This is a genomic window from Pseudomonas sp. LBUM1657 (genome assembly GCF_059716075.1).
The window spans coordinates 4,908,131-4,922,487 of record NZ_CP166799.1 but is presented as its reverse complement, the minus strand read 5'-3'; the positions used below and the strand labels follow the sequence as shown (position 1 = coordinate 4,922,487).

The 14,357-nt window shown below is 58.8% G+C and carries 11 protein-coding genes; 6 read left to right on the top strand and 5 right to left on the bottom strand.

Annotated elements, in window-relative coordinates:
* Positions 1-7: 7 nt before the first annotated feature.
* A complete protein-coding gene (locus tag ACA055_RS22680; RefSeq protein WP_497680675.1) occupies positions 8-4,144 on the bottom strand; it encodes a CheR family methyltransferase in 4,137 nt (1,378 codons plus the stop codon).
* A gap of 240 nt (positions 4,145-4,384) precedes the next feature.
* Here ACA055_RS22680 and ACA055_RS22675 point away from each other — a divergent pair, with 240 nt between their 5' ends.
* From ACA055_RS22675 to ACA055_RS22660, 4 genes are all read left to right on the top strand, one after another.
* Positions 4,385-5,989, top strand: a complete 1,605-nt coding sequence (locus tag ACA055_RS22675; RefSeq protein ID WP_497680674.1) for a response regulator — start codon at positions 4,385-4,387, stop codon at positions 5,987-5,989.
* Positions 5,986-6,678 (top strand): sensor histidine kinase, encoded by a 693-nt coding sequence (locus ACA055_RS22670; protein ID WP_497680673.1) that lies wholly within the window; start codon positions 5,986-5,988, stop codon positions 6,676-6,678. The genes ACA055_RS22675 and ACA055_RS22670 overlap by 4 nt, the downstream gene beginning before the upstream one ends.
* A gap of 199 nt (positions 6,679-6,877) precedes the next feature.
* Complete coding sequence (locus ACA055_RS22665; protein ID WP_497684468.1) at positions 6,878-8,119, top strand: glutamine synthetase family protein; 1,242 nt, start codon at positions 6,878-6,880, stop codon at positions 8,117-8,119.
* Between the two features lie 70 nt (positions 8,120-8,189).
* The gene (locus ACA055_RS22660; RefSeq protein ID WP_497680672.1) at positions 8,190-9,566 is read left to right on the top strand and encodes an MFS transporter; all 1,377 of its coding nucleotides are present in this window, start codon (positions 8,190-8,192) and stop codon (positions 9,564-9,566) included.
* A 65-nt stretch (positions 9,567-9,631) separates the two neighbouring features.
* Here the strand turns inward: ACA055_RS22660 and ACA055_RS22655 are convergent, their stop codons facing one another.
* The 4 genes from ACA055_RS22655 to flgA all read right to left on the bottom strand — a co-directional run bounded on the left by ACA055_RS22655 (position 9,632) and on the right by flgA (position 12,244).
* Positions 9,632-10,378, bottom strand: a complete 747-nt coding sequence (locus ACA055_RS22655; protein ID WP_497680671.1) for a flagellar brake protein — start codon at positions 10,376-10,378, stop codon at positions 9,632-9,634.
* A gap of 92 nt (positions 10,379-10,470) precedes the next feature.
* Positions 10,471-10,938: a flagella synthesis protein FlgN gene (locus tag ACA055_RS22650; protein WP_497680670.1), complete on the bottom strand. Its 468-nt coding sequence runs from the start codon at positions 10,936-10,938 to the stop codon at positions 10,471-10,473.
* Between the two features lie 51 nt (positions 10,939-10,989).
* A complete protein-coding gene (gene flgM, locus ACA055_RS22645; protein WP_497680669.1) occupies positions 10,990-11,316 on the bottom strand; it encodes a flagellar biosynthesis anti-sigma factor FlgM in 327 nt (108 codons plus the stop codon).
* A gap of 166 nt (positions 11,317-11,482) precedes the next feature.
* Positions 11,483-12,244 (bottom strand): flagellar basal body P-ring formation chaperone FlgA, encoded by a 762-nt coding sequence (gene flgA, locus ACA055_RS22640; protein WP_497680668.1) that lies wholly within the window; start codon positions 12,242-12,244, stop codon positions 11,483-11,485.
* An 82-nt stretch (positions 12,245-12,326) separates the two neighbouring features.
* Here flgA and ACA055_RS22635 point away from each other — a divergent pair, with 82 nt between their 5' ends.
* Positions 12,327-13,259, top strand: a complete 933-nt coding sequence (locus tag ACA055_RS22635) for a chemotaxis protein CheV (protein WP_123368751.1) — start codon at positions 12,327-12,329, stop codon at positions 13,257-13,259.
* A 46-nt stretch (positions 13,260-13,305) separates the two neighbouring features.
* On the top strand, positions 13,306-14,133 hold the full coding sequence (cheR, locus tag ACA055_RS22630) for a protein-glutamate O-methyltransferase CheR (RefSeq protein WP_497680667.1): 828 nt from the start codon (positions 13,306-13,308) through the stop codon (positions 14,131-14,133).
* Positions 14,134-14,357 lie beyond the last annotated feature (224 nt).

Sequence of the window (14,357 nt, the reverse complement as noted above, 5' to 3'; positions counted from 1 at the left end):
CGCTGTCTCAGCTCTGCGTGCGCCGTAGGGCCTCGATGGTCTCGATCAAATCATCGTAGGAAACCGGCTTTCCAATATGCTGATCAAAGCCTGATTGCCGCGATTTTTGAATGTCGCTATGGGCGCCATAACCGGTCAGCGCGATGGCCGGGACATCTTTGACGTGCGGTAGCTGACGCAATGCGCTCATCAACTCGTGACCGTTCATGACCGGCATGCCCAGGTCCGAAATGATCAGGTCGAACCGCGTGCTTTTTGCGGCATCCAAGGCAGCCACCGGACGGTCGAACGCCACCACGTGCGCGTCCTCCATCTCCAGCAGCATTTTCAAGGTTTCCAGCACGTCGGCGGAGTCGTCGACCAGCAGGATTGTCAAGCCGCTCAATCTTCCAGAGGCTTCGTCGATCTGACCCGCGGATTGAACCTCGCCCTTGGTTTTGGCCAGTGGCAAATACACCGTGAACGTACAGCCCGTTCCCACCCCGGCAGAACTCACCTCGACCGTGCCCCGTTGCGCCTCGGTCAACTGGCGCACCAGTGACAAGCCAATTCCCAGACCTTCACGGTTGTGAGTGGCGTGCTGTTTTTCAGCCTGGCCAAACAGGTCGAACACATGCTCGAGGTTCTCGGGCGCGATGCCGGCACCGTTGTCTTTGATGTCCAGCCTCGCCATGTTTCCGGCCTGGCTGATGATCAGTTGCACGCGGCCCTTGGGTGGCGTGAATTTCAGTGCGTTATTGACCAGGTTCCAGATGATTTGCTCAAGGCGCGTCGGGTCGGCATAGATCATCAGCGTGTCGCCAGGCACCAGCAATTCAACCGTCACGTCGTGTTGATCGCTGAGTACGACGGTGTGGATATCGCGCATCACGCCGATCAGATCCACGGCGACCGGTTTCAGCTTGAGCTTGCCGGTGCGGATTCGCGCGACATCCAGCAGGTCATCGATGATGCGAGCCTGACTGTTGACGGCGTCGCAGATCGTGTTGACAGCCTTGGCTGCCGGCGCTGCGGATTTGGTCATGGGCAGGCGCCGCAGCAGTTCCGCATTGAGCTGGATCAGGTTCAGCGGATGCTTGAGTTCGTGGGACATGACCGCGAAGAACTCATCCTTGAGGTAATTGGTATTGCGGGTCTCGGCCAGTTGCAGGCTCTGCTCTTCATGCTGGCGTTTATGGCCGGTCAGGTCCCGGGCGATTTTCACGTAGCCTTGAAGATTGTCGCCACGGAGCAAGGTCACTTCGCCGCTGCAAAAGAAGCGGCTGCCGTCCTTGCGCAGATGCCAGCGCTCATCTTCGGCGCGGCCATGGGTGCGTGCTGCCAGCAGTTCGTTTTCAGGCACACCGCTGGCACGATCCTCAGGCGAGAAAATGAAGTCGTAATAAGCACTTTCGGCCTGGGCCTTGCTGTAGCCGAAGATCAACTCGGCACCTTTGTTCCAGCTGGTGATCACGCCCAGTTCATCGAGCGTGATGATCGCGTAGTCGCGGGTGCTTTCCGCCACCAGGCGCATGCGTTCTTCGCCCAGGCGCAGTTCTTCTTCGGCCGCACGACGTTTGGTGATGTCGATGAACGTCAGCACGGTGCCGTCGATGTGGTCTTCGCTGGAGCGATAGGGCAGTAGGCGGGCGATGTACCAGCGGTTGTCGGTGCTGCTGACTTCGCGCTCGATCATGTTCAGCGATTCGAACACCAGCGCCGCGTCACCCGCCAGGTTGTCGTAATCCAGGCGATGGGTGATGTCGAGCAAGGAGCGGCCGGTATCCACGGGCAACATGCTGAAGATGTCGGTGGCGCGTGGGGTGAACCACTTGATGCGCATGCTGCGGTCGACAAACACCGTGGCGATGTCGGTGGAGGCGATTAGGTTGGTCAGGTAGTCATTGATCTTGTCGGTTTCTTCGACCTTGGATTTCAACTCGAAGTTGACCGTCAGCAACTCTTCGTTGATCGACTGCAGTTCTTCCTTGCTGGTTTCCAGTTCTTCGGTGGCCGAGCGCAGTTCTTCGTTGATCGCCTGCATTTCTTCGTTGGAAGCCTTGAGCTCTTCGCTGGAGACTTCCGATTGTTCGATGGTGTCCTGCAAGTGCAGCTTGGTGCGTTGCAGTTCGCGCTCCAGGTTGGACAGCACCTGGTTTTCGGTCTGTAGCACGGTGGTGGCCGCCTGCTCTGAAGGGTCGACCTCAACCTCCTCGAAAATCACCAGTACGTATTCGCCATCCGACTCTTCATCCTTGTAAGGATGGGCCACCAGATCAATCAGGTAGCGTCGCTCTCCGCGTTTGATCGGTACTTCGCGAGACTTGACCGACGACCCGATCTGCTGGACCTGGAACAGTGTCGTGCGAATTTCCAGGCGCAATTGCGGAAGAATCAGCGTCAGCAGGTTGCGCGACAATTCACCGCCGACATGCCGCAGGAAACGCCCGGCACTTTCACTCATGTGCAGGATGTCGGCGTTGGCATCGACAATCACGCTGGGTGGTGCAGACTGTTCGAGGGCGCGTTGATGGATGTCGGCAAATGACAGTTTGCGCTGCACGCTGTTTTGCGGGGCCTCGCGCGAAACATTGCTGCGCACATAACCGCCGCGCGGCATGGTCGGCGTACGCCGGCTGGTGGTGGTGCCGGTCTTGGCGCGGAATATCCGGTGGCGCTTATCCACTGGAGCGAACAGTTCGTGGCAGGCATCCGCGCTCTCGGAAGAGCCAAGAAACAGGAAGCCGCCAGGGCGCAGGGCGAAGTGGAACATCTGCAGGATTTCGCGCTGCACTTCGCGATCCAGATAGATCAGCAGGTTGCGGCAAACAATCAGGTCAATTTGCGAGAAGGGCGGGTCGGACAACAGGCTGTGTTTGGCGAACAGCACCTTGTCGCGGATTTCCTTGCGAATCCGATAGTGATCGTCTTCCTTGATGAAGTAGTGCCGCAGTCGCGTTGGCGGTACGTCGGTGATGATCGCTTGCGGATACAAACCGGACCGGCCGACGCTGATGGCGCGCTCGTCGATATCGGTGGCGAACAGTTGCATCGACGCCATGCTGGCGTCCAGTTGCAGTTGGTCGTTGAGCAGCATCGCCAGGCTGTAGGCTTCTTCGCCCGTGGAGCAGCCGGCAGACCAGACGCGGATTTCTTCTTTTTCTGGATAGGCCGACACGGCGGCACTGACCAGTTGCGGAATGACGTCCCGTTCCAGGGCTTCGAAGGCTTCGCGGTCGCGGAAGAAGTTGGTCACACCGATCAGCATGTCCCCCAGCAGCGCCTTGGTTTCTTCGGGGTTGCTTTGCAGATACTGGTAGTAGGCGCGCAGATCCGGCTGGGCCGTGACCTGCATCCGGCGTTCGATCCGGCGCAATACGGTGGCGCGTTTGTAGTGTTTGAAGTCATGGCCGGTACCCGTGCGCAACAGGATCAGGACGTCGTGCAGCAGTTGCTCGGCAAATACCGCTTCGCGCTCGGACACCGCGGCAATGGTTTGCAGTTCCGGATCGTTGGCGGTGGGCAAGCTGATTTCCTGGGAGTTGCGCCACAGTTCCAGCAGCTTTTGCGGCATTTCTACGACCGGTAACACCAGATCGACCATGCGGGTTTCGATGGCCGCGCTCGGCATGCCGTCAAACTCGGCGTCCTCCGGTGCCTGGGCCAGGGTGATGCCACCCTGTTCCTTTATCCGAGACAAACCGACCGCACCGTCCGAGCCAGTGCCCGACAGCACCAGGCAGAAGGCGCGCTCGCGGTGCACGTCGGCCAGGTTGCGGAAGAACAGATCGATGGAGGCATGGCGACCCTGATGCGGGTCGGAATTGCTGACTTCAAGAAAACCGTCATTCATCGTCAGCTGTTGCGCCGGTGAAATCACGTACACCCGGTTTTTCTCGATGGGCACCGTTTCGGTGACCTGCAGGACCGGCATCTTGGTCGATTCCTGGATGATCTTGTCTGCGATGCTTTCGTGATCCGGCGACAGATGAAGAATGATCACAAACGCCATGCCGTTGTCCTGGGGCATGTTTTCAAAGAACAGCTTGATGGCTTGCAACCCTCCCGCCGACGCGCCGATGCCGACCACCGGAAAGTCCAGGGTACTGGGGCTCTGGGTCTTTCGCGTGGGAGCAATGGTCGAGTGCGGGGGTAGGGTGGTCATAACTACTGCCTTTGGCGACGAACGGAGGGCTCGGCGCCTTGAGTTAACCGGTTGGTGTGTACCTGCAATGGATCAGGATAATCCCGTTTTTCAATAACGCCTTCAAATATTTAGCTCGCTGCCAAGGGGTCCATGATTTCTTTGACCGCCAGATGCACATTTGCGCTCCCATGCCTTCAAGGGAACGTCACTACTGGCCGATAACCCGAACGGTCTTCTTAAATTGCCTGGAAATCCTCGATGCTGTCGTATCACCAAAAGCGTTTTCTGATCGTCGATGATTTCTCGGATTTCCGCAGTTCCGTCCGGTCCATGCTGCGCGAGTTGGGCGTCAAGGACGTCGATACCGCTGACACCGGTGAACAGGCGCTGCGCATGTGTTCGCAGAAGGCCTACGATTTCATCCTGCAGGATTTCCACCTGGGCGATGGCAAGAAGAACGGTCAGCAGGTGCTCGAAGACTTGATGATCGAGAAGCTGATCAGCCATGAGGCGGTGTTTGTCATGGTCACCGCCGAGACGAGCCAGGCCATGGTGCTCAGCGCCCTGGAGCACGAGCCCGATGCGTACCTGACCAAACCCTTCAACCGTTCCGGCCTGGCCCAGCGCCTGGAGCGGCTGGAGCAGCGCAAGACCTTGCTCAAGCCGATCCTGCAGGCCCTCGACCGGGGCAAACCGGTTGAAGTGCTCAATGCCTGCATCGCCCTGTGCAAGCAAGACATCCGCTACTCGCCGTTGTGCCTGCGCTACCGCGCCGATGCCCTGCGCGACCTCAATCAGAACGAGGCGCTGGAGCGACTCTACGACAGCATCATTGCCGATCGACCGTTGCCGTGGGCGTTTTCCGGGCTGGGCAAGTTGCTGTTCAAGCGTGGCCAGGTCGCTCAGGCCAAAGGCGTCTACGAAAAAGCCCTGAAAGTGTTCCCGTTGATGCCGGCACTCTACGACGGCATGGCTGATGTGCTGGTGGCCGAAGGGGACACCAAGGCGGCGCAGAATATATTGGAAGAGGCGATTCGCTTGTCGCCATTGGCCGTGCGCCGGCAAGCGCTGCTGGGTAAGTTGGCGATGGCCAACGAAGATTTTGACACCGCCTCCAAAGCCTATCGGCAGGCGGTGACCCAAGGTGCCCAGTCACGTTTCAAGGACGCTGAAAGCAACCTCGGCCTGGCCCACGCCTTGATCAGTAAAGGCAGTGAGAAGGGGCTGGATACCCGGACTCGACTGGAAATCAACACGACACTGAGTGCGGTAGCCAAGGAGAACCCGACCGATCCAGGCTTGCAGATTCGCGCGCGGCTGATGAAGGCCACCAGTCTGTTGCTCAACGATGCCGAAACCGCCGAGAAGCTCACCGAGCAAGCGATGATGCGCCTCGATGGCATGGAGCAGTTCATGAGCGCCGAAGCGGCGCTGCTGGTGGCCAAGCAACTGCAGATGCTCGGGCAGGCCGGCGCTGGTGCCTCGATGCTGAAAAATTGCGCGGAAATCTACGGCGACGACCCGGTGGTCATGCAGGGCATCGCCAAGCTGACTGATGACCCGACGATCCTCAATTCCAGCAACGCGGCGGCTGACCTCAACCGTCAAGGTGTGCGGGTGTACAAGACCGGCAACCTGGTGGAAGCCCGGGATGTGTTCCGCAAAGCCCTGGCGCTGCAAGCGAAGAACATCAGTATCGCCCTGAACCTGGCGCAGTCGCTGCTGCACGGCACCGATACCAGTGTGCCGTCGGCGGAACTGGAGGAATGTCGGGCTTGCCTGAAAATGGTCGGTCTGATGCCCGACACAGACGCGCGATACGCGCGTTATCAAAAACTGAAAATCAAGGCATTCGGCGGATGAGCCAAGACAACCCGGCACTGGATTTTTCCACGGTTATTGCTTCCACCGTGCACGACATGAAGAACTCCCTGGCCATGCTGATGCAGGCCCACAGTCAATGGTTGGCGCGTTTGCCCGACCCTGCGCGGCAGACCCCGGAGCAGGGTTTGATCGACTTCGAGTTCGCCCACCTCAACGGCATGCTGGTGCAGTTGCTGGGGTTGTACAAACTCGGCGTCAATCAGATGCCGTTGCAGCCGGCCTACCATGAATTGGATGATTTCATCGAAGCGCAACTGGCCTGCCACCAGGACGTGTTCGCCAGCCGCGGCATCATGGCGAGCTATGAAGTGGACCCGCTGAGCCCCTTGGGTTTCTTCGACCGGGAGCTGATTGCTTCGGTGCTGGCCAACAGCATCAACAACGCCATTCGCTACGCCCGCCACGCAGTGTTGATCAGTGTCAGCGATGATGCCGGGCAACTGGTGCTGACCATCAACGACGATGGCGAGGGTTACCCGCCCGAGATGATCGAGCGTCAGGCCGATTACGTGCAGGGCATCAATCACAGCAGTGGCAGCACCGGGCTGGGCCTGTACTTTGCCGGACGCATCGCCGCGCTGCATCAACGCAATGGTGTGGGTGGCCGCACCGAAATCAGCAATGGCGGCCCATTAGGCGGCGGCGTGTTCAGCCTTTACCTGCCCTGACGTTCTTTTTGTTGGCCGCTGCTTGATATTCCGAACAGGCGGAGCCTATTTTGTACGGGTCGCCGTTCGCGGCTCGCACAACAACAAGGATTGCGTCATGACAACCGATGGCCATCGTTCACTCGCGCAGCGATTGACGGGCATTGATGAGATTGAATGTGTCACGCCGGACTTGAATGGCGTACCCCGTGGCAAGGTCATGACCTCCGAGGGTTTTCTCGAAGGGCGGCGCTTGCAGATGGCGCGGGGCGTGCTGTTGCAATGCATCATGGGCGGATATCCGCCAGCACGCTTTTACGGCAGTGACGATGGCGATCTGGCATTGATTCCCGATCCTGCGCAGATCCACCGCTTGCCCTGGAGCAAGCAGCCACGAGCCTTCGCCATTTGCGATGCCGATGAGCTGACCGGTGAAAGCTCAAGCCTGTCGACCCGTGGCCAGCTCAAAGCCGTCATCGCGCGTTATGCGGCCCAGGGCCTGGCACCCGTGGTGGCGACCGAGCTGGAGTTCTTTGTCTTCGCGCCGAACTCCGACCCGACTCAACCCTTCCAGCCGCCGGTGGGCCTGGACGGGCGTCGCGAGGACGGTCATTCGGCGTTCAGCGTCAGTTCCAATAACGGTCTGCGGCCGTTTTTCAGTGAAGTCTACGAATGCATGGCGGCCCTGGGTTTGCCGCGCGATACCTTCATGCACGAGATGGGCGTCAGCCAGTTCGAGATCAACCTGCTGCATGGCGATCCGCTGCTGCTGGCCGACCAGACGTTCCTGTTCAAGCACCTGCTTAAAGAAGTCGCGCTCAAACACGGGCTGACCGTGGTGTGCATGGCCAAGCCACTGGCGCATACGCCGGGCAGTTCGATGCATATTCACCAGAGCCTCGTCGAGATCGGCAGCGGGCGTAACGTGTTCAGCGACAAGGCCGGTGAGCCGACCGCGATCTTCCGTCATTTCATTGGTGGTCAACAGGCCGGCATGGCGGACTTCACCGCGCTGTTCGCGCCGAACGTGAACTCCTATCAGCGCTTGTGCCATCCCTTCGCATCGCCGAATAATGCCTGCTGGTCCCACGACAACCGTGCGGCCGGTTTGCGCATTCCGGCCAGTTCGCCGGTCGCTCGTCGGGTCGAGAACCGTTTGCCGGGAGCCGATGCCAACCCGTATCTGGCGATCGCCGCGAGCCTGGCGGCCGGGTTGTATGGCATTGAACACAAACTGGAGCCGAGCGAGCCGATCCAGGGTGAGTTCGACGTGCCGGATAAACTTTCATTGCCGTGTACCTTGCATGCCGCTCTTGAGCGTCTGAAACGTAGCCAATTGGCGAAGGAACTGTTCGGCAAGGAATTCATCGAAGGCTACGTCGCTTCGAAGACCATGGAGTTGACCAGCTTCTTTGATGAAATTACTCCCTGGGAGCGGCGTGTTCTAGCAGCCCAGGCCTGACGAACCGTCGACATCGGGCTATCTTTTCGGATAGCCCGTTTCTCACTGCAAGGAGCCGCTCGGAACGCCGATGCGCCAAATCTGGAAACCCTTTCGAGCGCTTTATTTCGCCTCGCTGATGATGTTGATCGGCTCCGGCTTGCTGAGTACTTACCTGGGCCTGCGCCTGGCCGCCGACAATGTCGACAGCCTGTGGGTGGGTGCGTTGATGGCGGCCAACTATTTCGGCCTGGTGCTGGGTGGCAAGATCGGCCATCGGCTGATTGCCCGGGTTGGGCATATTCGAGCCTATTCGGCCTGCGCCGGGATTGTCGGCGCGGCGGTGCTCGGCCATGGGCTGGTGGACTGGCTGCCCGCCTGGCTGTTCCTGCGGGTCATCGTCGGCCTTGGCATGATGTGCCAGTACATGGTCATCGAAAGCTGGCTCAACGAGCAGGCGGAAGCCAAGCAACGGGGCATCGTTTTCAGCGGCTACATGATCGCCTCCTACCTGGGGCTGGTGTTGGGTCAGCTGATTCTGGTCATGCACCCGGCGCTGGGCCTGGAACTGTTGATGTTGGTCGCCCTGTGCTTTGCGCTGTGTCTGGTGCCGGTGGCCCTGACTCAACGGATTCACCCGGCGGCGTTGCACCCCGCGCCGATGGAGCCGAGGTTCTTTATCAAGCGCGTGCCGCAATCGTTGAGCACGGTGCTGGGGGCGGGGCTGATCGTCGGTTCGTTCTACGGTCTGGCGCCGCTGTATGCCTCGCAGCAAGGCTTGTCCACGGAGCAAGTCGGTCTGTTCATGGGTAGCTGCATTTTCGCCGGCCTGGTGGTGCAGTGGCCGCTGGGTTGGCTGTCCGATCGTTATGACCGGGCGCTGTTGATCCGCTGTTTTGCATTCAGCCTGGCGCTGGCTGCATTGCCACTGGCGATCATCAAGCAAGTGCCGCTGGAGGTGCTGTTCGTCGCCGGGTTCCTTTGCTCGTTGGTGCAGTTTTGCCTGTACCCGCTGGCGGTGGCGTTTTCCAACGACCACGTCGAGGGCGATCGCCGGGTGTCACTGACAGCCATGTTGCTGGTGACCTACGGCGTTGGCGCCAGTATTGGGCCGTTGGTGGCCGGGGTACTGATGAAGCTGTTTGGCAGTCAGATGCTTTACGCCTTCTTCAGTTTCTTCGCGTTGGTGCTGGTGTGGCGGATTCGACCGAAAGCGGTCACCAACCTGCATCAGGTGGACGATGCTCCGCTGCATCACGTCGCCATGCCGGACAGCATGTCGAGTTCGCCGCTGGTGGCTTGCCTTGATCCGCGGGTCGATGAGCAAGTGGTGCAGGAGCAGATGCACAACCCGGTCAACCCAGAGCCGGACCCTGAACCGGAACCTGAGGCCGACACCGATACCGACACGCCTCCCGATGATCCTGATTCGGGGCGCGAGCAAAGTTTTACCGAGGCCAGGCCTTAAAACCAACGCATAAAAAAACGGGCAGTCACCGCAAGGGACTGCCCGTTTTTTATTGACGCATCGTATTACATGTCGTCTTTGTCGAAGCGCCGCGCTTCGCGCTGAAGCTGATAGACAAATCGCTCGACCTGGCGCTGTACCTGCCCGCTCATGTTATGGAAGCGAATACCGGCAAAGGTGGTGGAGATTCTTTCTTCGAAATGCAGGTAACGCAGTTCGACCGGTGCCGTCATGTTGCCGAAGGGCAGGGCGGCGACGAAGCGGTCGTAGACCTGGCCCAGCTGCAGGCTGCCTGTGATGTCGCCTTCAAAGCGCAATTTGCAACCGGTGGCGGAAATGTCCAGCAATTTGCCATTGATCGGGAACTTGAGTTTTTCACCCCCCAGTTCGACATTGACCAATTGCGCCAGCTTCAACGCTGCGCGGAAGGCATTGCGGCGCTGGTGGTAAACCACCTCGTCGGGCAACGTTCCATGATAGCAGCGGGCGTCGCCCGACTCGTCGATGGTCAGGGGCCCGTTACTATCCCAGGCAATGCGCACGCCGTCGTGGAAGCCTTCGATCCGAAACGACTCGCCTGCCAGCAGATAGCGTTCGCCGTCGCGGGGCACCATCTCGTCCAGGGCAATCATGTTGCCTTCACGGTCGATGTCTACCAGATAGGTCTGGAAGCGTTGATTCCGTTCGTGGAACGTAATGATCAGCGGGTCATGGCTTTCTTGCAGCTGTCGCAGAGTGCCAGCAATCTCCATTGGCGTGGATAGCACCTTGGGTGGTTGCGGAGCATCATCCGCGTTTAAGGCATTGAACACGGTTCATCCTTCTCCAGACAAAATATGACTGCAATAAGCCAGCATACTGCCAGCATGTGACGCGTCTTGAAAGAGTGTGCTCACGGACAGGTTCAAGCCTGACTGAGCGGACGCGGCTTCGCTAGCCTGGAGGTTGACCCGCGGGCATCGTAAAGCGCTGGCGGTTCTCCGCCGGTGAGGATTTTCAGCTGATTGGCCGTGGCGGCCTGCTGGGCCAGGATGGACTGGCCATTATTGATATTGGCGTTCTGGCATTGAGCCAGGAGGTCATTCAGCACATCGCTCTGCGCCAGCAACTCTTCGCCAATGCTCGAATGACTGGCCAGTTGCTCCAGACCGTTGCGATTGGTTGGCAGATTGAGGCTGGCGAGGACTTCACTGCGCTTGCGGCCATGCTGTTCGAGCAGAATGATCAATGCCTGTTTCTGCGCCAGAATCTCTTCGAGCAGTGGCATGTCGCGACCGTGCAAGGCGAGGGATTCGGTTTGCAGTAACTCCAGCAGTTGTTGCGCTGGAGCAAAGTCGTCGGTGATCAGTTGCAGTAAATTAGTGTCGTGCATGGCTGGCCTTGGGTTTTAAGCGTCCAAAAGCCTGGCGCAGGCCGTGGTGGCCTAGCGCTGGGCTTCGAAGTTGAGCAGTTTGCTGGCTACACGGTTGCTGTCGACTTTATAGCTGCCATCGGCAATCGCTGCTTTCAACTCGGCCACGCGGGCTTTGTCGACGGCAGGCTGATCGCGCAGCTTGTCAGTGACCTTCTGCAACTGCTGAGCCTCATTGCTGAGGTGTACCGATTCCCCGCTTTTGACGGTACTGGCCTGTTCGGCCGGGGTATTCAGCGGCGCGGATTTGCCGGCTTCGGCGGTTTCCTTGGCAACGCTGGTACGTGTACTGCCCGTAAGTGACGAGGAGCTGTTCAAACGGCTGAAATCGATGACCATGATAAAAAACCTCTGGGTATTTGGACGCTTGCCATGTTTTCGGCCATACCCTGAAAAACTTTAGGCCCATTTATCAATGAGCTTGCGCGCGTCAGCGCTTGCCCTGCATGGGGCACAGTTTAGGGAACAGTCGAGCGGGGCGCCATATTTTCGCCAATAGAGGTTTCTACATAGCCACTTCCACCTGGCCCGGCGCAATGACTTGCGCCTTGATGACCCGCTGGGAGTTAAGGTTTTTGACCCGAATCTGTTCGCGCAACCCGCCATTGGACAGCGCTTCGCCCGGCATACGCACACTGAGCGTACCACTGCGGGCGGTAATCACTACCTGATCACCCTTGCTGACTACTTCTGCCTGTTCCATGTGCACCAAGGTCACGACCTGGTCGGCGACCATTGGTCGGGTAAGTTTCTGCCCGATCGCCTGGTCGACGGAAGTCAGGTAACCCTGGTTGATCAGGCCGATGTCGCGCTCGCGCAGGGTCACGTCCTCGGGCTCGACAATGTCGGCGCGGCGCAGCGGCCGGGTGGTCGTCACGATGTCGCGAAACAGCCGCACTTGAGCGGGTACGAACACGGTCCAGGGGGAGGTGCCTTCGCAGCGAACCTTCACCGTGACCCGGCCCATGGGCTTGGCCGGACTCTCGAGGGTCGCTGTCAATTCCTTGTCGCACATCGGCATGCGCAGGCGCGGATCGAGCTGGTTGACCTGGATTTCATAACGGCCTTCCGTTTGACTGGTCGCCAAATAGTCTTCTACGGTGAATTCAAGAAAGCCCTGAGTGACGCCGATAAGCATGTCAGGCAAGGTAACCGCGTCAGCAAGGGCAGGGCTGCCAGCGTTGAACAGGCAAACGGCCGACATCACGCAAAGCAATTTGCGCAAGTTTGATGTCAGGCGTCGGAAAAATGTCGGTTCTGTGTTCATAAGAGTTAAAAAGCAAGCGCCGTGCCGTTTCGTGATGAATGCGCGTCGCAACACACTTAAGCGTTGGTGTAGGAGTCTGTGCATGGCTGGTGTAATGGATGCGGTAAACCAGCGCACGCAACTGGTTGGGCAGAATCGCCTTGAGCTGTTGTTGTTCCGTCTCGACGGCCAGCAGCTGTATGGGATCAACGTGTTCAAGGTTCGGGAGGTGCTGCAATGCCCCAAGCTGACCCTGATGCCCAAGTCCAGTCCTGTTGTGTGCGGTGTGGCGAATATCCGGGGGGCGACCATTCCGATTCTTGATCTGGCAATGGCGACCGGCTCCGGTGCCTTGAAAGACAAGAACAACCCGTTCGTGATCATCACGGAGTACAACACCAAGACCCAGGGTTTCCTGGTGCGCTCGGTGGAACGCATCGTCAACATGAACTGGGAGGAGATTCATCCGCCACCCAAGGGCACGGGACGCGATCATTACCTGACGGCTGTGACTCGGGTCGACAATCAGTTAGTCGAAATCATCGACGTCGAGAAAGTATTGGCCGAGGTGGCACCGACACCGGAAGCGATCTCCGTCGGCGTGGTGGATGTCGAAACCCAGCACAAGGCGCTGTCCCTGCGAGTGCTGACGGTCGATGACTCGTCGGTGGCGCGCAAGCAAGTCACGCGTTGCCTGCAAACGGTCGGTGTCGAAGTGGTTGCGTTGAACGACGGTCGGCAAGCGCTGGATTACCTGCGCAAACTGGTCGACGAAGGCAAGAAGCCGGAGGAAGAGTTCCTGATGATGATTTCCGACATCGAGATGCCGGAAATGGACGGGTACACCCTCACGGCCGAGATCCGCAACGACCCGCGCATGCAAAAGCTTCATATCATCCTGCATACTTCGTTGTCGGGTGTGTTCAATCAGGCGATGGTCAAGAAGGTCGGTGCCGATGACTTCCTGGCCAAATTCCGTCCTGATGACCTGGCATCCCGGGTAGTCGACCGGATCAAGGCAGCAGATATCAGCTAGGGGCCTTCTGCCCCTGGTGGTTAACACGATTTAAGAGGCGGCATCTTTGTCTACGGGTAATTTGGATTTCGAACAGTTCCGGGTGTTCCTGGAAAAAGCCTGTGGCATTTTGCTCGGTGAAAACAAGCAGTACCTGGTCTCGAGCCGTCTCAACAAACTGATGGAACAGCAGGGCATCAAGTCCCTGGGTGAGCTGGTCCAGCGCATCCAGACCCAGCCGCGCAGCGGTTTGCGCGAAATGGTGGTGGATGCGATGACCACCAACGAAACCTTGTGGTTTCGTGACACCTATCCGTTTGAAGTCTTGAAGAACAAGGTGCTGCCCGAAGCGATCAAGGCTGCCCCCGGTCAGCGTCTGCGCATCTGGTCGGCGGCGTGCTCGTCGGGTCAGGAACCGTATTCGCTGTCGATGTCGATCGATGAGTTCGAGCGGGTCAACATGGGCCAGTTGAAGATGGGGGTGCAGATCGTTGCCACCGACCTGTCCGGCACCATGCTGACCAACTGCAAGACCGGCGAGTACGACAGCCTGGCCATCGGCCGTGGTCTGTCGCCCGAGCGTCTGCAGCGTTACTTCGACCCGAAAGGGCCGGGGCGATGGGCAATCAAGGCGCCGATCAAGAGCCGGGTGGAGTTTCGCTCGTTCAACCTGCTGGACAGCTACGCGAGCCTCGGCAAGTTCGACATCGTGTTCTGCCGCAACGTGCTGATCTACTTCTCCGCCGAGGTGAAGAAAGACATCCTGTTGCGCATCCATGGCACGCTCAAGCGTGGTGGTTACCTGTTCCTCGGCGCTTCCGAAGCGTTGAACGGTTTGCCGGATCATTACCAGATGGTCCAGTGCAGCCCGGGGATCATTTACCAGGCGAAGTGATTCGTTGGCGGCATCAAAAAACGGGAGTCCTCAGGGGCTCCCGTTTTTTTTTGCCGATTTTTCGGCATCACAAGCGGCAGAAAAGCGGCAGACGGCGGAAACCGGTTGCCGCTTTTCTGGCATTGCCGCGTTGCCACTGCCCGCAAAGCCCCGGTTTACGGGCTTTTTTATATTGGCACGACGCTTGCTATGTTCATCGTACGAAAAATCAGGTCACCCGAAGG